This window comes from Aquimarina litoralis, from assembly GCF_019295435.1.
Lineage (GTDB): Bacteria > Bacteroidota > Bacteroidia > Flavobacteriales > Flavobacteriaceae > Aquimarina > Aquimarina litoralis_A.
The window spans coordinates 55,793-77,230 of sequence record NZ_WEKL01000016.1; the positions used below are offsets into that span (position 1 = coordinate 55,793).

General features: G+C 32.7%; 24 protein-coding genes. 17 read left to right on the forward strand and 7 right to left on the reverse strand.

What is annotated here, in order from left to right; translation table 11 throughout:
- Positions 1-23: 23 nt before the first annotated feature.
- Positions 24-704: a DUF4331 family protein gene (locus GBO31_RS27190; RefSeq protein WP_281422463.1), complete on the reverse strand. Its 681-nt coding sequence runs from the start codon at positions 702-704 to the stop codon at positions 24-26.
- A gap of 166 nt (positions 705-870) precedes the next feature.
- Here GBO31_RS27190 and GBO31_RS10525 point away from each other — a divergent pair, with 166 nt between their 5' ends.
- Complete coding sequence (locus GBO31_RS10525) at positions 871-2,052, forward strand: LETM1-related biofilm-associated protein (RefSeq protein ID WP_219008301.1); 1,182 nt, start codon at positions 871-873, stop codon at positions 2,050-2,052.
- A 31-nt stretch (positions 2,053-2,083) separates the two neighbouring features.
- On the opposite strand, the gene GBO31_RS10530 is transcribed toward GBO31_RS10525, so the two are convergent.
- Both GBO31_RS10530 and GBO31_RS10535 read right to left on the reverse strand, forming a co-directional pair.
- Entirely contained in the window at positions 2,084-2,707 is a 624-nt protein-coding gene (locus GBO31_RS10530; protein ID WP_219008302.1) for a hypothetical protein, read from the reverse strand.
- Positions 2,708-2,709: 2 nt separating this feature from the next.
- Positions 2,710-3,204 (reverse strand): RNA polymerase sigma factor, encoded by a 495-nt coding sequence (locus GBO31_RS10535; RefSeq protein ID WP_219008303.1) that lies wholly within the window; start codon positions 3,202-3,204, stop codon positions 2,710-2,712.
- Between the two features lie 208 nt (positions 3,205-3,412).
- On the opposite strand from GBO31_RS10535, the gene GBO31_RS10540 reads away from it, so the two are divergent.
- On the forward strand, positions 3,413-4,711 hold the full coding sequence (locus GBO31_RS10540) for an NAD(P)/FAD-dependent oxidoreductase (RefSeq protein ID WP_219008304.1): 1,299 nt from the start codon (positions 3,413-3,415) through the stop codon (positions 4,709-4,711).
- Here the strand turns inward: GBO31_RS10540 and GBO31_RS10545 are convergent, their stop codons facing one another.
- Positions 4,712-5,581 carry a GLPGLI family protein gene (locus GBO31_RS10545; protein WP_219008305.1) on the reverse strand — a complete coding sequence of 290 codons (870 nt, stop codon included), beginning with the start codon at positions 5,579-5,581 and terminating at the stop codon, positions 4,712-4,714. It lies immediately after the preceding gene.
- Between the two features lie 140 nt (positions 5,582-5,721).
- Positions 5,722-6,525, reverse strand: a complete 804-nt coding sequence (locus GBO31_RS10550; RefSeq protein WP_219008306.1) for a GLPGLI family protein — start codon at positions 6,523-6,525, stop codon at positions 5,722-5,724.
- A 199-nt stretch (positions 6,526-6,724) separates the two neighbouring features.
- On the opposite strand from GBO31_RS10550, the gene GBO31_RS10555 reads away from it, so the two are divergent.
- The 11 genes from GBO31_RS10555 to GBO31_RS10605 all read left to right on the forward strand — a co-directional run bounded on the left by GBO31_RS10555 (position 6,725) and on the right by GBO31_RS10605 (position 15,230).
- A complete protein-coding gene (locus tag GBO31_RS10555) occupies positions 6,725-8,878 on the forward strand; it encodes a TonB-dependent receptor (protein WP_219008307.1) in 2,154 nt (717 codons plus the stop codon).
- Positions 8,879-8,987: 109 nt separating this feature from the next.
- A complete protein-coding gene (locus GBO31_RS10560) occupies positions 8,988-9,416 on the forward strand; it encodes a DUF2141 domain-containing protein (RefSeq protein ID WP_219008308.1) in 429 nt (142 codons plus the stop codon).
- A gap of 100 nt (positions 9,417-9,516) precedes the next feature.
- The gene (locus GBO31_RS10565) at positions 9,517-10,137 is read left to right on the forward strand and encodes a tetratricopeptide repeat protein (RefSeq protein WP_219008309.1); all 621 of its coding nucleotides are present in this window, start codon (positions 9,517-9,519) and stop codon (positions 10,135-10,137) included.
- A 47-nt stretch (positions 10,138-10,184) separates the two neighbouring features.
- On the forward strand, positions 10,185-11,537 hold the full coding sequence (locus tag GBO31_RS10570; RefSeq protein ID WP_219008310.1) for a 2TM domain-containing protein: 1,353 nt from the start codon (positions 10,185-10,187) through the stop codon (positions 11,535-11,537).
- The gene (locus GBO31_RS10575) at positions 11,530-11,874 is read left to right on the forward strand and encodes a 2TM domain-containing protein (RefSeq protein WP_219008311.1); all 345 of its coding nucleotides are present in this window, start codon (positions 11,530-11,532) and stop codon (positions 11,872-11,874) included. Before GBO31_RS10570 ends, GBO31_RS10575 begins: the two co-directional genes overlap by 8 nt.
- Positions 11,875-11,878: 4 nt before the next feature.
- The gene (locus GBO31_RS10580) at positions 11,879-12,208 is read left to right on the forward strand and encodes a 2TM domain-containing protein (protein ID WP_219008312.1); all 330 of its coding nucleotides are present in this window, start codon (positions 11,879-11,881) and stop codon (positions 12,206-12,208) included.
- A gap of 10 nt (positions 12,209-12,218) precedes the next feature.
- Positions 12,219-12,533, forward strand: coding sequence for a 2TM domain-containing protein (locus GBO31_RS10585; protein WP_219008313.1), 315 nt, complete (start codon positions 12,219-12,221; stop codon positions 12,531-12,533).
- Positions 12,534-12,553: 20 nt separating this feature from the next.
- On the forward strand, positions 12,554-12,865 hold the full coding sequence (locus tag GBO31_RS10590; protein ID WP_219008314.1) for a 2TM domain-containing protein: 312 nt from the start codon (positions 12,554-12,556) through the stop codon (positions 12,863-12,865).
- Positions 12,866-12,908: 43 nt separating this feature from the next.
- Positions 12,909-13,214 (forward strand): 2TM domain-containing protein, encoded by a 306-nt coding sequence (locus tag GBO31_RS10595; RefSeq protein ID WP_219008315.1) that lies wholly within the window; start codon positions 12,909-12,911, stop codon positions 13,212-13,214.
- Between the two features lie 106 nt (positions 13,215-13,320).
- On the forward strand, positions 13,321-14,460 hold the full coding sequence (locus GBO31_RS10600; protein WP_219008316.1) for an amidohydrolase family protein: 1,140 nt from the start codon (positions 13,321-13,323) through the stop codon (positions 14,458-14,460).
- Positions 14,461-14,474: 14 nt separating this feature from the next.
- Positions 14,475-15,230 (forward strand): LytR/AlgR family response regulator transcription factor, encoded by a 756-nt coding sequence (locus GBO31_RS10605; RefSeq protein ID WP_219008317.1) that lies wholly within the window; start codon positions 14,475-14,477, stop codon positions 15,228-15,230.
- 4 nt (positions 15,231-15,234) lie between these two features.
- Here the strand turns inward: GBO31_RS10605 and GBO31_RS10610 are convergent, their stop codons facing one another.
- The gene (locus tag GBO31_RS10610) at positions 15,235-17,109 is read right to left on the reverse strand and encodes a T9SS type B sorting domain-containing protein (RefSeq protein WP_219008318.1); all 1,875 of its coding nucleotides are present in this window, start codon (positions 17,107-17,109) and stop codon (positions 15,235-15,237) included.
- 154 nt (positions 17,110-17,263) lie between these two features.
- On the opposite strand from GBO31_RS10610, the gene GBO31_RS10615 reads away from it, so the two are divergent.
- The 4 genes from GBO31_RS10615 to GBO31_RS10630 all read left to right on the forward strand — a co-directional run bounded on the left by GBO31_RS10615 (position 17,264) and on the right by GBO31_RS10630 (position 19,917).
- Positions 17,264-18,889, forward strand: a complete 1,626-nt coding sequence (locus tag GBO31_RS10615; RefSeq protein ID WP_219008319.1) for an AraC family transcriptional regulator — start codon at positions 17,264-17,266, stop codon at positions 18,887-18,889.
- Positions 18,890-19,035: 146 nt separating this feature from the next.
- Complete coding sequence (locus GBO31_RS10620; protein ID WP_219008320.1) at positions 19,036-19,206, forward strand: class I lanthipeptide; 171 nt, start codon at positions 19,036-19,038, stop codon at positions 19,204-19,206.
- Positions 19,207-19,410: 204 nt separating this feature from the next.
- Positions 19,411-19,611, forward strand: a complete 201-nt coding sequence (locus GBO31_RS10625; protein ID WP_219008321.1) for a hypothetical protein — start codon at positions 19,411-19,413, stop codon at positions 19,609-19,611.
- 123 nt (positions 19,612-19,734) lie between these two features.
- Positions 19,735-19,917, forward strand: coding sequence for a hypothetical protein (locus GBO31_RS10630; protein WP_219008322.1), 183 nt, complete (start codon positions 19,735-19,737; stop codon positions 19,915-19,917).
- Between the two features lie 101 nt (positions 19,918-20,018).
- Here GBO31_RS10630 and GBO31_RS10635 read toward each other — a convergent pair whose 3' ends face one another.
- Entirely contained in the window at positions 20,019-21,398 is a 1,380-nt protein-coding gene (locus tag GBO31_RS10635; protein WP_219008323.1) for a lactonase family protein, read from the reverse strand.
- Between the last annotated feature and the right edge of the window lie 40 nt (positions 21,399-21,438).

Genomic DNA, 21,438 nt, shown 5'->3' on the forward strand with positions numbered 1-21,438 from the left:
TATATTTTATTAAATTTTTTTGATTATTGTTTTCTTTTAGCTTCTGCCCAAGTATTAAATACTTCTACACCTGTTCCTGCGGGATGGCTGAATGTTCCTCCTAATAAAGAATTAGGAACTTCTACTACAATGGACAATACATTAGTCCCATCAAAATCATCATTTCCTGGATTATTAAATCCTCCAGGTGCCATTCCACCTATAATCGCATTAAACTGATTGGAATCAAAGAAGAAGGGATCTTCTCTTAACCCAGCAAAATATGAAATTCCATTTTCGGTAGATGTCGTAGCGTTTGATCCTGTACTAATTGCAACTTGTCCTAAATACTGTGTGTCCTCATCTATAGTACTGTTCAAACCAGTTTGAGCGGGCTGATAAGGACCAAAGAAGTACATAGTTCCATCTCTTGGTATTGCTTGAATCACTAAATCTTCAACAAGATCTCCATCATTATCGATATTGATCTCTACTAATACATTTTCATCAAAACTTGCAGAGCTTCCTGGTGCTAATAATCCCTGAACATTTGCTACGAATACAGTGTTGTCAGGATTTGCTCCTTCAAAAGCATAAAGATCTGWAATATCAGCCGTGCTCCCCACAACTGCTGGCGCATCAATATGATCTGCTGCCATAAATACAATCCCTAAGCTCAAAAGACCACCAAGGATACATAAATTTGTTTTTCTAATCTTGTTCATTTTTATTTAATTTTAAATGTTTACGCTTTTACTTACGAGAAGAAAGAGAAGACGGTTTTGCTGAAAATGTTAAAAATTAGTTAAGTATTAAATTTGCTTATACTAATCTTATCAGTATATCATTAGAAGAAAAATAAATTTAACTTTGTGATAAACCAATAGACTCATGAACCCATCAACTTCTGGTTGGATAGATAAGTTTTTAAGAGATTTTGACCTAGATTCTCTTCCTGTATTGTCCCTGGACGAATTATATCCTCAGCTTAGACAGGCTGGTTTTATTTATGGTACTTCGGTAGCATTAGCAATATCACTAGACTCGGAAATCACTTATTCCGAAGAAGAAAAAACGAAAATTAATCTTTTTACAGCATTGGTAATTACGTATTATGAAACTATTGATAATGGTAATACCAAGGATTGTATCAATGCATTGATTGAATTTTATGAATACCTGGATACTAAAAAATCATTCTTTTCTTTTATCAACGCTTTGACTTCAAACAAAAGTGAAAAACTGGAAAAGATTATTAATACCCGTATTCAAACGAATGAATCTATTTTCAAAAAGAATTTTAGTCACCTACTTACAAATGCATTATTATTTATTGATGTGTTGGCATTTGAACATTTTTTAATCCATGATATCAATCCAATTGAATATGCGGCATCTCTAGAAGAAACACTAACGAATATTGTATTTCTTGCATTAAATTCGAAAATACAGAAGGATGACTATTATGAATTATTAGTGAAACTTTTTGCTTCTTCTGTAAGATATACCAAGGTAAGTACTGATGAGGATGCCAGCTTTGACCAAATTAGTTTAGATACTTATACAGATGAAATAGAAAAAAGATATATTCTTGATCTTACTAGTTTGGCAGTTTGGAATGATGATGAAATAGATATTGGAGAACTAGACTTTATGCGCGCATTAGGAGCTGAACTGGTATTACCTACTAAATGGGTTCGAGAATCTTTACATTCGGTGCAATCATTTGTAAACGAACATAAGGACGAGATTTCTTTTTTCAATTACTCCAACCCAGCGCATCATTTCTATAAACAAACATCAAGAACAGTTAGTATCCTAATTCTTAGAAATAAAAAACGACTAATTAAAGAAATCTCGGAAAGCAAAGATTTAATGATTTTATTGGGACAATCAGCGATTAGAGATCTTTCGAAAGAAGAAAAACAACAAATGAAACAACAGTTATTGGATGTGTGTAAAACTATTCCATCCCTAGCTATTTTTATTTTGCCTGGAGGCAGCCTTTTGCTACCACTACTGGTAAAGTTTATTCCACAGTTACTTCCTTCAGCATTTAATGAAAATAAATAAAAAATCCCTGAAAATAATCAGGGATCTTAGTTTATACTTCTAGTTTTTTAAGTTCTTGATAATTCTTTTTAAGCCTTCTTGTCAGCATACCATAAACCAATCGGTATAATAATGCTAGCATTCCAATAAAAATACCTAGTACAAGTATAGAGGTAATTATGATCAAATATATTGGAATATTCTGATCGGTAGACTGATTCGTATATGCATCCGTATAAAATGCCATATACAAGATTACAATCAAGGTTGTTAAAGCTAAAAAACCTATATTAATCCAAACGTACTGCTTTACAGTTTTTCTGGTATTCAAAATATTTTTCATTAATACTGAAGCTGAGTCTGTCGTTTGAATATTTTTATAATTGATGTAAAACCTGACTATAAAATAAATTAATATTCCATAAGATAAAATGGTGGTAATTATAGAAAAACCTTCTAATCCAAGAATTTCTAATTCATCATATTGGCCACTTAACCGCACAATAATATCAATTGAGGACCACAGTACGAACTCTATAACGCTTATAAAAAATATCCACTTCACTATAGAAGATGATTTTTTCAAGATCATCTTGTAGATCTCATTATATGATAATTTCGGAAGTTCCGCATCTCGGTTCTGCCAGTCTTTTTTTAATAATTCTAATTCATCCATGCTTATGGGTTTAATATTTTTTTCAACTTCGTCTTCACTCTATTCATTTTTACTCTTGCATTTACTTCAGAGATTCCCATAGTCTCTGCAATTTCTTTATATGATTTGTCTTCCAGATACAAGAAAACTAACGCTTTCTCAATATCATTTAGTTGTTTTACCGCTGCATACATTAGTTTTAACTGTTGCTCTACTCCATCATCATATTCTTCTGCTGTGATTTTAAAATCCATCGCGTCAAAATCAGAAGTTTTAATACTTCTTTTGGACTTTCTATATAAAGTAATAGCAGTATTTAACGAAACTCGATACATCCAGGTACTAAATTTAGACTCACCTCTAAATTTTGGATATGCTTTCCACAATTGGATAGTAATTTCCTGAAACAAATCGTTATGTGATTCCGGGTCATTGGTATATATTCTACAGACCTTATGCACAATATTTTGATTTTGCTCAAGATTCGTTACAAAACTATGTTCTAATTCTTTCTTCACTTCAGTTAGTTACACTTTATAAGTAGTCAACAAAACGAATACGTTACACATTCTGAATTAAAATTTATTTTTGAAAACTATATTTTTTTAACAAAAAACATTTTAACAATTGATTTTCAATGTGTTTTCTACATATAGTAAACAAAAATAAATATTCTGTAGTCTAAATGACATTATCAGTTTATCTTTGCAAAACAACACTTTATTTATGAACATTCCTTATACTAATTTGCCAAGATTAGTGATTATCGGAGGTGGTTTTGCAGGAGTTGCTTTAGCCAGAAAAATGGTAAAAGAAAATGTACAGCTCGTGCTATTAGACAGACACAATTATCACACATTTCAACCTTTATTATATCAAGTTTCAACCTCATCTTTAGAACCAGATTCTATTGCATATCCTCTCAGAAAAATTGTAAAACGAGGAAAGAACACCTATTTCCGGATGACTGAAGTTACCTCTATAGATCCTGAAAACAAAGAAGTACATACAGCAATTGGAAATATCACTTATGATTATTTAGTAATTGCAACTGGAGCAAAAACTAATTTTTTCGGGAATAAGACTATAGAACAAAATTCAATGCGAATGAAGAACCTACCACAAGCATTGAATTTACGAAGTCTAATGCTAGAAAATTTAGAACAGGCTGTGATTACTACAGATCCTGAGAAAAGGAAAGAACTACTTCGTTTTGTTTTAGCTGGTGCTGGACCAACGGGTGTGGAGCTAGCTGGAGGAATTGCAGAGCTACAACTCAATGTACTACCTAGAGATTATCCAGATATGGATTTTAGTGAAATGGAAATTCACCTTATTGAAGGAGCAGATAGAGTGTTACCACCGATGAGTCAAAATGCTTCTGAAAAAGCTACCAAGTTTTTACAGAAAATGGGAGTACATATTCATACAAATACCCAAGTGACAAATTACGAGAACAACGTAGTTTCTACCAACACCGATTTATCATTACAAAGTGCCACTTTTATTTGGTCTGCTGGTGTTACCGGTGCTCCTGTAGAAGGTTTAAAAGCTGATACTTTAATCCCGAGAGCTAACCGATATAAGGTAAACGAATTTAATCAAGTAGAAGGCTATCAAGATGTGTTTGCTATTGGGGATATTGCTTTGATGCAGACTGAAGACTATCCAAAAGGACATCCTATGGTTGCGCAACCTGCAATCCAGCAAGGAAGTCATTTAGTTAAAAACCTTAAACGTCTTTTACAAAACAAACCTATGATTCCCTTTTCCTATTTTGATAAAGGATCTATGGCTACCATTGGAAGAAATAAAGCTGTAGTAGATTTAGGAAAGTTCCGATTTGGAGGATTCTTTGCTTGGTTTATCTGGATGTTTATACACCTTTGGTTTTTAGTAGGGTTCAGAAATCGATTCGTAACTTTCTTTAATTGGACTTATAATTATATTAACTATGATAAAGCAGCTAGATTAATTGTAAGACCTTTTAAAAATAAGGAAGAAAACGCTATTGAACGAGTTTAATTAATATTCATTAAATATTTTTGCCGATAGGTTTTCCAATTCTTCTCTAGTAATTTTTTCTCCTTCGGTAGGAGGATTTACAATAACTGGTTCTGAAGGAAATAGGTAAATCTTATCAAATCGTACTCTCTGTCTATCCTCTTTCAATTCTAATATCAATCCAGGAAGTCCATAATATCCTTTTGGGCCAAAAGGAGCTTTAATCTCATTAGTATACCAAGCTTCTACCCTTTTATCAGAATTCAATAAGATTGCCTTATAGCACAAATATTTGTCTATTTGCTTAGTTTCTTTGGTAAGTTCCCATTTCTGAATTACTAAGGCTTCATCTATTAAAAATTTCCTTCCTCTAAAATCAAACTTATGTACTTTCAAGGAGCTAATCTTTTTTTTAATTGATGTATCTAAATAAATAATTTCAGAATCGTTATAATTGATCCGTTCATCTACTAATTCTCTACCTTGTTTATTTGTGCGACTATGAGATACCGTATCATTACTTACCTTGTCTTGTGGATAGTACAATGACTTTTGGTGATTTATTTTCAATATGGTGATATAATCATAATAGGGTATCGTTAACGGTCTTTTACTTTTTTCTCTTTCGTTAATACGCTCCGCAATGCGATTTCCCTCTTTTATTAGTTCTTCTCTAATCTTTATGATGGAATCTTTACTAACTCCAGATTTAATAGCTTCTTTTATTTCCGCGAACTTTTCCTTGTATAATTTAGTAAGCTCATCATTATCAAATGATTGTTTAGTGGAGACTTGAGCAGGTCTTCTTTTTTCTTTATAGAAAACAGTGATTTCTTGACTTTTCCCTAAAAAGGAAACTAAAAACATCGCTATGAATAGTTTAATTTTCATGTATGGATTTTTGTTAATTATAGTTAAAACAACAAATTTGAATTATTGAAAAAAGTAATAAGTATATCAGTATGTGTTGTTTTACGCAAAAATGTTACTCTATTAGCTTAGCAGTACATATAAAAAAACAACCTTATCCATTAAAACTTATTAAAAAGTAATGCTGGCATTTCTTCTAATCCTTCTCTAGTGATTTTTTCTCCTTGTGTTGGTGGTTTTACTTCAAAACCATCTAGCGTATATAGGATTCTGTCTAAAACAACAGTAGCATCTTCTTCTACAACCTTTACTACTAAACCTGGTAATCCCCAATACCCCAATGGCCCAAATGAAGAGTTAATCTCCTCTGTGTACCACACTTCTACTGGTCTCATACCTTTTCTCCGATAATTACCATAACCATAACTTATAAACTGTTCCTTTTCTTTCTTAAATACTAATGCTTTCTTGCATAGATATCCAAACATTGTTTTCGTTTGCTTGGTGATTTCCCAACCTAAAATATCCAACTCTTCATCAATTAAATATTCTTTTCCATACGCATATTCAACACTTGTTTTTTGTTTCTTATTTTGATCGATATAAACAATTTTATATTCCTTCTCTGAAGTTTCTCTACTAATAAATGTCTGTTTCCCATCTTTTCCATAAGAAACAGTACTATTAATAGTATCATTAAACTGTTTTTTCAAAGGATAATAGATAGATTTCTTATCATCAATTCTAAGAACACTAGCATATCCATATTTTTCAAGTTCTTCGCTATGATCTTTTGCTTTGTCTTTGATAAGGTCCAGATCTTGTTTATCCATACCCTTTTCAAAAACATAAGATCTTAATTTATAATAATCTGCTTTACGTTGTTCTTTATAAAACACTGTTAACTCTTGAGAATATCCTGCTATTGTTATAAAAAGAGGGAGCAAAAAAAGTATTTTTTTCATGGTTAGTTGATTAAGAAATGTAAAACTAAAAAATTAGTTAAAAGATTCAACTAATTTTTTAGTTTATTTTAATTATTCTTATTCTCTTCCTTAATAACATTCCATCCTATTATTTCTACAGTTCGGTAGTATTCTATTTTTTGATCAAGTCATTTGCTTCAATTTTGAACCATCAATCAAAAAACAACAGTATAAACAAATGAGATCTTTACTTACCACAATTTTAATTTTCATCACCTTATTTTCAAAAGCTCAAACTACCGTTTCGGGTATTGTAACCGACGGATCTGGAATAGCCATACCAGGAGCAAACATCTATTTAGAAGGCACTTATGATGGTGCTTCTTCTACAGATACAGGAACCTTTTCTTTTACTACTTCCGAAACTGGAGATCAAATTTTAGTAGTATCATTTCTCTCTTTTGAAACTTATATTTTAAATACTTCGGTTACCGAAATGAAGGATCTAAAAATAGTTTTAAAAGAAGATGTCAACTCCTTAGGAAGTGTCATCTTAAATGCAGGTACATTCTCAGCAGGTGATAATAGCAAAGCTTCAGTACTGACACCTTTAGATATTGTTACCACAGCAGGAGCTGCAGGAGATTATATTGGTGCATTTCAAACATTGCCAGGAACATCTACTGTTGCTGAAGATGGCAGACTCTTTGTTAGAGGAGGCGATGCTAACGAAGCCAATGTATATATTGATGGGCTTAGAGTATTTCAACCGTTTTCCGCTACAGCAAACAATATTCCTACTCGTGGTCGCTTCTCCCCTTTTCTATTTAAAGGAACCAACTTCTCTACAGGTGGATATTCAGCAGAATATGGTGATGCATTATCCAGTGTACTTTTACTTAATACAATAGATCAACCACAACAAGAAAAAACAGATCTTTCTTTTATTTCTGTAGGACTTGGTGTTGGAAACACTCAAAAATGGGAGAAAAACTCGCTAAGCGTCAATGCTTTTTATCTAAACCTAAAACCATATCAAGAAATAATTTCACAACGTGTAGATTGGATAAAACCATTTGAATCTTTATCCGGCGAAGCAGTTTACAGACATGAATTTAACAATGGGCTATTTAAATTATACGGAGGATTAAATTATGCCGATTTTGAATTAATTCAGGAAGATATCAATATCCCTGAAGGTATCAACTTTGGTCTTACCAACAGGAATTTATACTTAAATGCTTCCTATAAAGGTGAATTAGGAAATGACTGGACACTGGCTACAGGAGTTAGTTTCGCTAATGATCATAATGATATAAAGATTGAAGATACGGATGTAGAATCTGATGATAATAGTGCTCACCTGAAAGTAAAACTTAGAAAACGATTTAACAATCGATTTAAACTAAACTTCGGATTAGAACAATTTTTAGGAGATTTCAACGAAGATGTTAGCGCTACTTCTTTTGGAAATTTCCAAAGCAGTTTTAATAATAATAGTACTGCTGTTTTCTCAGAAGCAAATATCTTTTTCAATAAGAAATTAGCAATGCAAGTTGGAATAAGAGGTGTACATAATGCCTTGTTAGATGTTACTAGAATATCACCAAGAGCATCATTAGCATACAAAATTGCCGAGAAATCACAAGTTTCTTTAGCTTATGGAGATTTTTATCAAACACCTCAACAAGATGTTTTAAAATACAATAGTTCCTTAGATCCTGAAAAATCGTCTCATTATATTCTTAATTACCTATATCAAAACGATGGAAGAACATTAAGAGCAGAAGCATATTACAAAAGCTATGACGGTTTGGTTAAATTCGATACTGAACTACCTGAATTCGGAAGTACGTATTCTAACAACGGGGACGGATATGCTACTGRATTAGATCTTTATTGGCGAGACAATAAGTCTTTTAAAAACTTTGAATATTGGGCAAGTTACTCTTATCTGGATACCAAAAGGAATTATAGAAATTATCCAGAACGTGCGACTCCAAATTTTGCTGCTAAACACAATCTATCATTAGTAGGTAAATATTGGCTGCCAGATTGGAAGTCCCTTGTAAGTACTACTTATAATTTTGCATCAGGACGTCCATATACAGACCCTAATACTCCAGATTTTCTAGGTGCTAAAACAAGGACTTTTAATTCCTTAAATATGAGTTGGGCATATTTAATTAGCCAGCAGAAGATCTTGTTTGTTTCCGTTTCGAATGTATTAGGTTTTGATAATGTATTTAACTACCAATATGCTAATACTCCTAATGTAAACGGAGACTTTGCTAGACGTGCTATCAGACCTACTGCAGATCGCTTCTTTATCATAGGTTTCTTCTGGACAATTAGTGATGATAAAACCGACAATCAATTGGATAATTTATAATTCAATTACTTGGATTTCTAGTATCTAAACAATTAAAATCATCCCCAAAAGAGCCAAATAAACCAGCTACTTAAAACACATATTCAATTTCATAAATAAAACTAAAATCATGAAAACTACACATTATCTAACGTTGATCCTTCTTTGCTGTATCTGTTCATTTACAGCTCAAGCACAAAATGACACAAACACTATCCAAATTCAAATTTCAAATATTAAATCTTCAGAAGGCACCATCAGCATTGGCCTCTACAATAGTGAAGAAAGTTTCTATAAAAAGACATTTAAATCTAAGAAAGTAAAGAGTGAAAAAGGGGAACTTATAGTCACTTTAGAAAACATCCCAAAAGGAACCTATGCCATTTCATTATTTCACGATGAAAATGACAATAATAAATTGGATACCAACCTTTTTAAAATCCCAAAAGAACCCTATGGCACCAGTAATAATGCAAAAGGACGTTTTGGTCCTCCAAGTTGGGAAGATGCTAAATTCTCTGTTTCTGATACAGAGGTCATACAATCTATTAAACTTTAATACAATTCATCCATTATAACCGACAGTTGGGTAGGATTTAATTCGAAATCCGCTGCTGTTGAAGGATATTTACACTGTAAAACTAAAACAACATAAAATTATGAGAACAATATTAATAATAGCATCTTTCTTTTTCGTAGTGACATCAAATGCTCAACAAGCATATGAAAAAGGAATGGGAAAAGCATTTGAACTTTGGGGAAGTCAAAAAACCGATGAAGCAGCAAATTTGTTTGAACGAATTGCCAGAGCTGAACAAGACAATTGGTTACCTTTTTATTACGCAGCTCAAGTTCATATTGTAAAAACCTTTGGAACAAAAGATGCTGAAGAAATTGAATCTCGATTAAAAAAAGCTCAGAATTATTTAAATGAAGCGAAAACTTTTTCTAAAGACAATGCTGAAATTCTAATCATGGAAGCTATGTTAAATACAGCCTATGTAGTGTATGATGGAGCAAAATATGGAATGACACATTCTCCTAAAGTTGAAGAACTGTATCGAAAAGCAAAAGCTATAGACCCAGAAAATCCAAGAGCTACTTTGTATCATGCAGAATGGCAAATGGGAGCCGCTAAATTCTGGGGGAAAGACCCGAAAGCCTTTTGTCCTGAAATAGAAAAAGCTATCTTGTACTTTGAAAAAGAATCGAATACCATTCCTTTTTATCCAGATTGGGGAAAAGATCAGATAAAAAGGGTACAACAAAACTGCAAATAAAACCTAGCAGACTTGTTATTGATTTGATATAATGCCAAAATTATACTATGAAGGATTTAAGAAGAGTACTGATAATTGCATTTGGAGTTTCTATCGCAATCACCATCGTGAATTTATTCGCAAACGGTTTTAAAATTGATAGATTTCTAAGCATCCAATATTGGATTATCAACTTCTTATACAGTTTCTTTCTTACTTATGTGAACGTATTATATTTTAGATATATCAATTATAAATTTGAATGGAAAAATAAAGGAATACAAAGAATCTTAATCGGCGCTGGAGGTTCTATTGTAGTAACCATGATTGGATACTTTATTTGTGAATTTATCGCAAGTGTTGTAGTACTAAAAAGACAGTCAACTGAGGAGTTTTTACAAGCACAATCATTTGGAGATTATGTATTCCCATTATTGATTACAGCAATTATTTCGTTGTTCTTTCATACCATATATTTCTATAAAGCATTACAAGAAAAAAAGGTAACTGAACAAAAAATAATCGCAGGAACCGCATCAGCAAGGTTTGATGCACTAAAAAACCAACTAGACCCACACTTTTTGTTTAACAGCTTGAATGTTTTGACATCCTTAATCGATGAAAATCCAAGAATGGCGCAAAAGTTTACGACATCCTTATCCAAGGTATATCGATATGTACTTGAGCAAAAAGATAAAGAACTAGTAACTGTAGATGAAGAACTAAAATTTGCAAAAACCTATATGACCTTATTGAAATTGAGGTTTGAAGACAGTATCATTTTTGAAATGCCCGAAAGAGCTTCTAATCCTGAAGCTAAAGTAGTGCCGCTGTCTTTGCAGATTTTATTAGAAAACACAATCAAACATAATGTGGTAATGCCGGATAAACCACTGCATATAAAAATTTATGAAGATGATGGTTTTCTAATTGTAGAAAACAACTTACAAACCAAAGAAGTTATCAAACAAAGCAGCGGTGTAGGTTTAGGAAATGTACAGCAACGATATGGATTACTAACCAAAAGGGAGTTCTCTGTATTTAAAACTGAAACAGCTTTCATAGCAAAGCTTCCAATTTTAACTAAAAAAATAACATCAATCGATATGACGACAACACAAAATATAGCAATCGCAAAAGACCTAAAATATAAAAGAGCAAAAGACCGAGTAAAGAAAATGAAAGAATTCTACGGAAGTCTGACAGCCTACTGTATCGTAATTCCATTTTTAATATTTATTAATTATAAAACTACTGGTTTTGGTCTTCCTTGGTTTATTTTTCCAATGGCAGGATGGGGATTAGGATTACTTTTCCATTATGCGGAGGCATTTGATCATCACCCAATATTTGGTAAAGATTGGGAGAAAAAGAAAATCAGAAAGTATATGGAAGAATCTAAAAGAGGAGATTATGAATAGAATGGATAAAAGAAAAGCATATAACCGTGCTAAAAAACGCGTAGCTGAAGAAAGAGGGTTCTACACACACGCAACTGTATATGTAGTTATGAACATCATCATTTTCATTTTTAAAATTCAAATCGGTGATTACGTGAATAATGAAGGATACGATAATTACCTTCCATGGAATTTAGTAAGTACTCCAGTATTGTGGGGAATAGGTTTATTAGGACATGGATTATGGACATTTAGACATAAAAATGGATTAGGAAGACTTTTTAATCGATCTATTTTCAGCAAAGAATGGGAAGAAAAAAAGATTGAGGAGTTTATGAATAAAAACAACGAATTGTAAGATCATGGAAACATCAGAATTAAATAAAAAATATGAGTACGCTAAAAAACGAGTAAAAGAAGAGCGTATATTTTATACACATTTGGGCGTTTACTTGGTAATTAATGTAATTATTACAGCAGTAATTTTACAATTTCAAGAGTATATATATGATGGATATTTAGTGATTAATTTGATCAGTTCTCCGGTATTATGGGGAGTATTCTTACTTGCGCATGGATTATGGGCGTTTAGAGATAGAAAATTGAAGAAAAATTCATTTACACTTTCTCTATTTAGTAAGAAATGGGAAGAAAAAAAGATCAAAGAACTAATGGATGAAACCAACCAATAAAAAAAGAGTCATGAAAAATTTAGAAAAAAGACAGAAATATTTAAACGCAAAAAAACGAGTTGAAGCAGAAAAAGGATTTTATAGTCACTTTACAGCCTATGTAATCATTAATGTTTTCTTATTACTTATCAATTTAGACTTTTTGGATGATGGTTTTAGGAACTTTTTCAATTGGAATTTATACATCACTCCGTTTTTCTGGGGAATTGGTTTATTCTTTCATTGGGTGAAGGTTTTTAATCCAAATATCATTTTCAGTAAGCAATGGGAAGAAAGAAAAATCAAAGAGATATTGGATAATGAAAATACTAACCATTATCTGTAAAACTTATAAAACTATTGATCATGAAAAATTCTGAAGAGGATAAGAGATATCAGCAAGCCAAAAAGAGAGTCGATGATGAACGAGGTTTTTATACGCACCTTACTATTTATATAGTGATCAATATTATCATTCTATTTATCAATACGAACTTCAGTAGTCAAGGTTTTAAAAGTTGGACGCAATGGCACTTATATGCCACTCCAGTCTTTTGGGGGACAGGTTTATTATTTCATGGACTAAGAGTATTTAAACGCAATTTTATATTTGGCAAAGACTGGGAACAAAAAAAGATAAAAGAATTGATGGATGAAGATGATACATTAGATATGTAATCATTCAATAAAATGAACACAACAACCAACAAAACATAAAATTATGAAAGATTTTGAAGAACAAAAAAGATACGAGCGTGCTAAAGAACGCGTAGACGAATTAAAGAAATTCTATAACAACCTATTTTCGTACATTATCATTATAGGATTTTTAGCTGGATTAAATTACTATCAAAATGAATGGCGCTATGCTTGGTTCTTATGGGCAGCATTTGGATGGGGAATCGGATTAGCCTTTCATGCGGTTAAAGCCTACAGAATCAATCCTATGTTTGATAAAGACTGGGAAGAAAGAAGAATACGCAAATATATGGATGAAGAAGATCGCGAAAAACAACTATGGGAATAATGAAAATTCCTTTTTTTTTTGAGATAACAGCATTATTCAACATTTAGGTGTTTTTCTCCTAAGACATGCGAACTTAAAATTCTGAAAATTTCAAATAGCAATCAAAATGAAAACATTAATACATCTAATTATTTTATTCTTTATTGGGCTTTTAAGTGCGCAAGAATCTTTTATTATTAAAGATGCTACTGTGTTTGATGGTGAAAAAGTGATTCCTAAAACATCTATTCTTGTTGAAAATGGAGTAATCTCTAAAGTAGCAAATTCAATTGACAAAAAAACTACAATCGTAGATGGAACCGGCAAATTTTTAATGCCTGCAATGACCAATTGCCATGTTCATGCTTGGGGTATTCCTATCTTACAACAAGCAGCAAATGCTGGAGTATTAAATTTATTAGACATGCATGGTGTAGAGCCTTATCAAGGCATGATGAAATCTTATAAAGACTCTACTAATTATGCTCGTTTCTTTGTTGCAGGATATGCTGCTACAGCACCAGACGGACATGGTACACAATATGGTTTTCCTGTTCCTACACTAACCAAACCTGAAGATGCTGTTAAATTCATTGCCGATAGAATAAAAGCAGGTGTGGATCACATTAAAATAATCGTAGAGCCATGGAAACCTACATTATCCCATGAAACAGTAAAAGCAATTATTGATGAGGGACATAAAAACAAAAAAAAGGTAGTAGCACACGTTTCTAAAATGAACGATGGATATCAGGTACTTAATAATAATGCAGATGGTCTGGTACATATTTGGCGAGATCTAGCTATGCCAGAAAATCAGCTACAACAATTAGCAAAAGAAAAAGAATTCTTTGTAATTCCCACACTTCTAGTTTCGATTGAAGCTCAAAAACAGAGAACAAAAAAGTCTCCTGAAGAAATAGCAACTATAACAGCTTTTTTAAAGAAGGAAGTAAAACGGTTATATGATGCAGGAATTCCTATTTTAGCAGGAACAGATCCTCCTAATTTAAATATCAACTATGGAACCGATTTGTATAAAGAATTAATTCTTATATCTGAAGCTGGAATTCCTAATGAAGAGGTTTTAAAGGGCGCTACTTCCTATCCTGCAGATAAATTTGAATTAGGTAAAATAGGATATCTCAAAGAAGGTTATATTGCAGATATTTTATTATTAAGTAAAAACCCAATAGAAGATATTAAACATATAGATACCATAGAATCAATATGGAAATCTGGACAAAAAGTAGCAACTAAAAAGTAATTCTTATCTAAAATATGAACGTACTAATAATAGAAGACGAAAAACCAGCAGCAAGAAGACTAAGTCGTATGCTTGATGATTTAGACATTAAAGTAGATACGATGCTTCATTCTGTAAGTGAGTCTATTGAATGGTTTAGTAATAACCCACATCCTGATCTTATATTTTTGGATATTCAATTGAGTGATGGGTTATCGTTTGAGATCTTTGATTCTGTAACAATTAAAAGCTCCATTATTTTTACCACTGCATATGATGAATATGCTTTAAAAGCATTCAAATTAAATAGTATTGATTATTTGCTAAAACCTATTGATGATGAGGAATTAGAATCTGCAGTAAAAAAGTATAAAGAACAACTACCCACTACTCCATCATTGCAAGTAGATTTTGAGGACATCAAAAAGCTATTGATCAATCCAATGGATAGAGCATATAAAAAACGTTTTACGGCTCGTGTGGGGCAACATCTTAAAATATTCTCTGTAGAAGATATCGAATGTTTCTATTCAGAAAATAAAGGAACTTATCTTCATACCAATGAAAACAGAAATTATTTGATCGATACGACTTTGGAGTCATTAGAGAATGAACTAAATCCAAAGCAGTTTTATCGGGTAAACCGAAAATTTTACATCAATATCAATGCAATCAAGGATATCATTTCCTATACGAATTCTAGATTACAAATAAAGTTGCATCATTTTAATGAGCAAGATATTATCGTAGCAAGAGAGCGTGTAAAGGATTTTAAAGACTGGTTAGAATAATCGATCATCGTATCAGGGAGAAATGTCCTGTTACACTAGAACCATCTTGTAAATCTACCTTAAACCAATACTCTGAAGACGGCATTTGTCTGCCCAAATAGGTTCCATTCCAACCTGTACTATTGGATAGTAATTGTTTTAACAATTTACCGTATCGATCATAAATATACACAGAAGCTGTAGGAAATTGTTCTATCCCTTCAATCTGCCATAGCTCATGAAAACCATCATTATTCGGTGTGAAATATTGGGGATATACAAGCAATATATGTTCTCGTGAATCTATTCCGCAACCATTAACTTCACGAACGAATACTTCGTACAAACCACCATCCAAATCGGTAAACACATTACTACTTTGATAGTTAATCCCATCTATAGAGTATTCAAATGCTCCAGAATTGGTTGTAGTAATAGTTATGGTATCTCCTTCGGAAGAGATAGTATCAATAATTGGAGCTTCACTTTCAGTTACTACAATAGTTTTTACACTCGAACACATATTGTTATCAGTCACAGTTACTGTATACGTATCGGCGGTAGTAATGGTTATTTCAGGTGTGGTTTCACCTGTATTCCATAGATAGGTTACATTGGCAATTCCAGCTTCTAACACTATACTTTGTCCAATACATAAAGAACGTTCTTCATCTATTACTTGTGGAGATTCAAAAAAATCTAACTGAACAGCTGTTCTGGTTAGAGATGTACAACCACCCGATTCAGAAATAGCTTCTGCATAATAAATACCAGCAATATCTGTCGTATATGTAGTAGAATTTGTTTGCAGTACAGTACCTCCGACAGCACTATCATACCAATTTACATTAATAGCATCAGGAACGGTGACGGAAACACCTTGATTTTCATTATCACAATTAATAACATCTCCGTTACTTGCTGGAGCATTGGGTTGTGCTATTACATTCACTTCATAAGTTTCCGATAAAGCGATACAAAGAGGATTTGCAAGATTTATAGCATCCTCAGCCACTTTTGCACGATAATATGTTGTTGTGGTTAATGCAGGAGTTGTGAACATTTCGTTGGTTGCTCCTGGAATATCTGTCCAATTCACATTATCTAAGCTCTCTTGCCACTGATAGGCATGTGTGGTATAAATAGAAAAATCTGGATTGGCTGTTAGCGTTACAGATATGGGAGCATCACTTTCACATTCATTAATATTTGAGTTATTCTGCGTATCGGTAACATCGATAAAATCACCACACGTTCTAAAAACAATATCATCGATCGCCAGATCGTTTCCACAACCTCCATCACCATTATTACTCATTCTCAATACAACAGAAGTTTGTCCAGGTAAAGTTTGAAAGACTAATCCATATTGTTCCCAATTTGGACTAGTAGTAGAAAAAATATCGCCCGTATTACCGGATGCTAATATAGTAGTATCCGTAACATCCCATATCTGGAAATTTACATTGACCGGAATTCCATTTCCTCCACAACCGCTAGAAGGCAATAAGTTTAACAACCACGCAGAAAACTCATACGAAGTATTTTCGCATAATCCGGTTACTGGTCTTCTAAAAAATTCTCCTGCCGTAAAATCTGCATTTACGATAAAACATTTTCCATTGGTATCTCCAGGCGTACGATCATTGGTATTATGCCAATCAAAATACCCAGTAAAACTAGATATCGTATAGGAACCATCATTAGGCGCTGTATTTACAAAGGTATAAGTAGTACTTCCAGGAGGCAATGCCGGACCAACGGTAGTTCCTGTTCCAAAAGTTTCATTAAAAATAGGATCTCCAGAATTCCCACTACAAAATCCTAATTGTGCTTTAACGCTAACCGTAGAAAAAACAAATAACAGCAAAACATAAAGAGTGCAATGGGATAGCTTCATATTCCGAATATAGACTATTACCGTAAATAGATAACTGGTATCCCAGCATAAACTTTAAATTTTTGAGTATTTTGCAAAAGAAAGTTGTATACATTGCCAATTCTAAAAGAATTTAGAAGTGTACCGCTTTTAGAGTATTCACAAATCATCTCAAATGACCACTCCATACCAATTCATTAGCAATAGATATTTCTTTTTTATCATAGTAGTATTTTTTAGTTGTACTACCTCAATTTTTTCTCAGGAAAACAAGGAGTTACAAGAAGCTGTTTCCTTAAGAGACAAAGGTATAGAACTCTATAAAGTTGAAAATTATGAAGAAAGTATAGCTTCATTTAATCAACTTTTAAGTTTAGCCCAAAAACTAGAAAATGATCAACTAGTATGTACTGCATATACCATGAAGGGTCATATTTACTGTAGAAATGGAAAAAATAAAGAAGCCCTAAACAATTATTATAAAGCATTAGACATCATTGAAAAAACTGGAGATGTAAAAGATGAAATTGTAGTAAACTCCGGACTGATCCTAGTTCTTTCAAGAATGAATAAAAATGCCGAAGCGCAAAAAATTGCACTTCGATCTTTAAAAGCGATACCTAAGACCACATATTATAATAAAGAGAATCACCTAAGATTCTTAACTACCCTGATTGACATCTATTTGGATGATGAGCAATATAATACTGCATTGCCCTATTTAAAGAAAGGAATTAAGATGAGTCAATCTCTAAAATTAGATGAATTATATGTGGATTTGGTCATTAAAAAAGGTATGATTTTCTATTACCAAAAAAAGTATGACACTGCCCTACAACATCTCTTTGAGGCAAAAGAAATACTGACTCATAAACAAATTAATAATAAATCATTCCCAAAAATAAGGACTGATTATTTTATTGCCAATTGTTATTATCAAAAACAGTTCTATGATAAAGCAATTGATGTACTAATCAATAGTATTAATTGCTTTGAGGAAACCGACACATACAAACCACCAGCAATAAGATCTCATTTATTATTAGCCAATTGTTATAGCCAAAAACATGATTATAAACACGCAATGTTTTGGAATACCAGATATAATATGCTAAACGAATATTTTCTTAAAGATAAAGATCAAACAATAGACATCATTCACGAAAAAGAAACTACCCAATTACAAGAAGAGATTATTGCATTAAGAATGAGTCAAGCAGAAGAAAAAAAGGCGAAAAATCGAATATTTTGGATTCTTTTAGTAACACTTATAGCGCTCATCGCAATAACTTTTATCTACCTAAAAAAACAACAATCCAATAAGACTGTATTTCAAACATTAATTCAAGAAATCAATCAGCTGGAATCTGTAAATAAACAGACGAAAGTTCATGAACAACCTAAAAAAGAAATTAGTATTGATGACCAAAAGGTACAAGAGATCATCAAAGGAATTGAAAAACTAGAAATTCAGGAATATTTTCTAAAATCTGATTGCAATTTGCGAACTATGGCCAAGAAGCTAAAAACAAACGCAACCTATTTATCGCAAACTATCAATCAACATAAAGAGAAAAGTTTTACGGAATATATTAATGATCTTAGAATCACATATGTTTTAAAGCGATTACAAGAAGATACAAAATTTAGATCCTATGCCATTCAATCCATAGCTTCAGAGATTGGATATAAAAGTAGTTACTCTTTGGTAAAGCATTTTAAGGCCAAAACAGGGATCAATCCATCTTATTATATCAAAAGTTTAAACAAACAAGAAACAACATCAGAAATTGATGCATAAACGATCACTATTTTAAACAATTTAGCCATATAAGACTACCATAGCTCCTGAAAACCAAATATATTTCTACCGAAATACATTTATTTCTTTATAAGAATATCTCAAAAATATTGAGATACTGAACTAACAATCAAACAATTTGAAAAATGAAAAAAAACAAAACACAAAAGATCGTGCTTAAAAAGTTAACCATAGCTAGGATTGACATTGATGCTATGAGATCTATTGAAGGTGGATCTAGTGGGATTACACTCCCGACAGAAGTTATTAATGTAGATGGAGAACCATGGAATATTTGTGCTTTTGGTATTAAATAGAACTATATTTTTCAATCAAAAAAAGCCTGCAAGTTTTGCAGGCTTTTTTTGATGACTATTTTGTTTAAAATAGCCAATACTTGTTTTTTTAAGCGGTTGATCCCCTATTACTTTGGTATCTGAATCAAAATAGCTTTCTGGCTTCATTTTGATAAGGGGTAACCGAAAACCTTATACTAGAGTAGGTATCTAAAACATCTCATCATGCTTAAAAATATTTTAAACACTACAGGAGTGACTATTCTTAAAAAAAAGCATCAAAAATCAATTCATGGAGGTATATATGGATGCCAAAATGTAGCAAGAAAATGTCAGGATGATAGCGATTGCTGTTCAGGAAGTTGCGGAGTAGAACGAATGATCAACGGAAACTTGGTTACACTCTCCATATGTTCATTTTCCTAATTAGAGGAAACCATTACTCAAATACTATTTAACAACTAATCGATTAGGTGTAATCCAACCAGACAGAAACCACAACTGTCTTAAAATGTTTGTGGTCATCTTATAACTATCAATTTTAAAGAAATGAAAAAATTAATGCAAGTAAAAGGGGCTCTGATTTTAAATAAAAAGGAGCAAAAAACAATCAATGGAGGTAATACTGGAATGCAATGTCGTAGTCATTCAGATTGTAGTTCCTTAAATGGAATCCCAGGATTTGAACACGAAGAATTCTTTTGCTTTTGGGGATATTGCCAGATTATGTAAGCATCCTTTTTGATGTATGAATTAAAACAAAACCCCAAAAGACAACTCATCTTTTGGGGTTTTAGGAAAAATAATAATTACTAAAACAAACAATTTAATTTTTATATCGCCACAATTCCTTGTGTATTGGTGTCTGGTAAGTTTCCGGATTCTTCGCCGATGAATTCTAAGGATTGTCCATTCACTCTATAAATTCCAATAGTTCCGTCTAATCCGTATAATTGGTATAAGTATTGCCCATCATCGGAGATCCACATATCGATCCATCCTTCGGTCGTTCCGAATGCCGCTCCTGGATCTGTAGTATTCCCTGTAGCTCCTACTCCTTGTGCAGCTACTTGATCTAATAAGGTTACTACTCCATTATTAAAGCTAAATGATGCCAATCCTGCTTCAATTGCATTGGATACAAAGAAGGTATTTCCATCTGCAGTAAAGTCTAACCAACAAGCTGTTCTTCCTGTATTTCCTTCGCCAGATCTAACATCTAAACTAATAGGGTTTAAGCTTCCATCTCCTTGAATTTGCCAAGTAGAAACGGATCCATCTTGTAAAGCTGGGAAAGCTGGTGGCGTTCCATCTGGTTGAAACTCTCTCGCCTCAGTTACTACTACATAATTATTGCCAACAATCTGAAATCCTATAGCAGATGGCAGGTTTCTTCCTTCTACATTATCTCTTAAAGTGGATGTAGCTCCAGCTACTTGATTTGCAGATAAGGTTCCATCGTTATTTACACCATATACTACAATTTCATCTTCGCTACCCGATGCTAAGGCCGCAGCTCCAGAGTTTATAGAAGCTACTACTAGCCAATTTCCATCTGGAGAAAATTGAACCGCAGAAGGTCTGTTTGCCAAATTTCTTGTTGAACCGGCAATTGGAGATAAGGTTCCATCTTCTAATAACCAAAATCCTGTTACAGTTCCTTGCTGTCCTGGTTCTCCTTCTCCTAAAAATTCTGTTCTGGAAATATTAGACACATATACAATTCCTTTTACACCATCTGCATTACTTGCAGTATAAGCAATACTATTAGGACCTTCTGCTCCTGTAGGCTGTGGGGTACCTGCCATTTCTAAAGAGAAGTCATCCTGAATATTAAAAGAAGTTATTGTATTACTACCAGCATTAACAGCTAACAGGTTTTCATTATCATCAGTTTTGGTAAGCGCATATGCAGAAATCAATGGGTCTAATCCTTCTCCTCCATCAAAGTCTCCTCCATTTCCTCCTGTAGATACAGGACCAATTGGTGTAAGAGTTCCGTCTGCATTTCTTCCATAAGAAACAATAGTATTAGCTCCTTGTACGATCCCGGATATCTGACCATTACCATTTGTCATAGCGTATACCGCTCCTACAAATGCATCAGGCTCTCCTCCACCACCATCAGATACAAAGTCATCATCATCATTACATGAGGTAACAAGAAGTGCAACGGCCAAAAGCGCAGATAAGCTTAATTTTAGATTTTTCATTTTATTCTTTTTTGAGTTTAAGTCTATGTTTACGTTACGT

Coding starts and splice junctions, on each gene's coding strand:
- GBO31_RS10525 (WP_219008301.1), top strand. CDS start 871: ATGAACCCATCAACTTCTGGTTGGATAGATAAGTTTTTAAGAGATTTT.
- GBO31_RS10530 (WP_219008302.1), bottom strand. CDS start 2,707: ATGGATGAATTAGAATTATTAAAAAAAGACTGGCAGAACCGAGATGCG.
- GBO31_RS10540 (WP_219008304.1), top strand. CDS start 3,413: ATGAACATTCCTTATACTAATTTGCCAAGATTAGTGATTATCGGAGGT.
- GBO31_RS10545 (WP_219008305.1), bottom strand. CDS start 5,581: ATGAAAATTAAACTATTCATAGCGATGTTTTTAGTTTCCTTTTTAGGG.
- GBO31_RS10550 (WP_219008306.1), bottom strand. CDS start 6,525: ATGAAAAAAATACTTTTTTTGCTCCCTCTTTTTATAACAATAGCAGGA.
- GBO31_RS10560 (WP_219008308.1), top strand. CDS start 8,988: ATGAAAACTACACATTATCTAACGTTGATCCTTCTTTGCTGTATCTGT.
- GBO31_RS10565 (WP_219008309.1), top strand. CDS start 9,517: ATGAGAACAATATTAATAATAGCATCTTTCTTTTTCGTAGTGACATCA.
- GBO31_RS10570 (WP_219008310.1), top strand. CDS start 10,185: ATGAAGGATTTAAGAAGAGTACTGATAATTGCATTTGGAGTTTCTATC.
- GBO31_RS10575 (WP_219008311.1), top strand. CDS start 11,530: ATGAATAGAATGGATAAAAGAAAAGCATATAACCGTGCTAAAAAACGC.
- GBO31_RS10580 (WP_219008312.1), top strand. CDS start 11,879: ATGGAAACATCAGAATTAAATAAAAAATATGAGTACGCTAAAAAACGA.
- GBO31_RS10585 (WP_219008313.1), top strand. CDS start 12,219: ATGAAAAATTTAGAAAAAAGACAGAAATATTTAAACGCAAAAAAACGA.
- GBO31_RS10590 (WP_219008314.1), top strand. CDS start 12,554: ATGAAAAATTCTGAAGAGGATAAGAGATATCAGCAAGCCAAAAAGAGA.
- GBO31_RS10595 (WP_219008315.1), top strand. CDS start 12,909: ATGAAAGATTTTGAAGAACAAAAAAGATACGAGCGTGCTAAAGAACGC.
- GBO31_RS10600 (WP_219008316.1), top strand. CDS start 13,321: ATGAAAACATTAATACATCTAATTATTTTATTCTTTATTGGGCTTTTA.
- GBO31_RS10605 (WP_219008317.1), top strand. CDS start 14,475: ATGAACGTACTAATAATAGAAGACGAAAAACCAGCAGCAAGAAGACTA.
- GBO31_RS10610 (WP_219008318.1), bottom strand. CDS start 17,109: ATGAAGCTATCCCATTGCACTCTTTATGTTTTGCTGTTATTTGTTTTT.
- GBO31_RS10615 (WP_219008319.1), top strand. CDS start 17,264: ATGACCACTCCATACCAATTCATTAGCAATAGATATTTCTTTTTTATC.
- GBO31_RS10620 (WP_219008320.1), top strand. CDS start 19,036: ATGAAAAAAAACAAAACACAAAAGATCGTGCTTAAAAAGTTAACCATA.
- GBO31_RS10625 (WP_219008321.1), top strand. CDS start 19,411: ATGCTTAAAAATATTTTAAACACTACAGGAGTGACTATTCTTAAAAAA.
- GBO31_RS10630 (WP_219008322.1), top strand. CDS start 19,735: ATGAAAAAATTAATGCAAGTAAAAGGGGCTCTGATTTTAAATAAAAAG.
- GBO31_RS10635 (WP_219008323.1), bottom strand. CDS start 21,398: ATGAAAAATCTAAAATTAAGCTTATCTGCGCTTTTGGCCGTTGCACTT.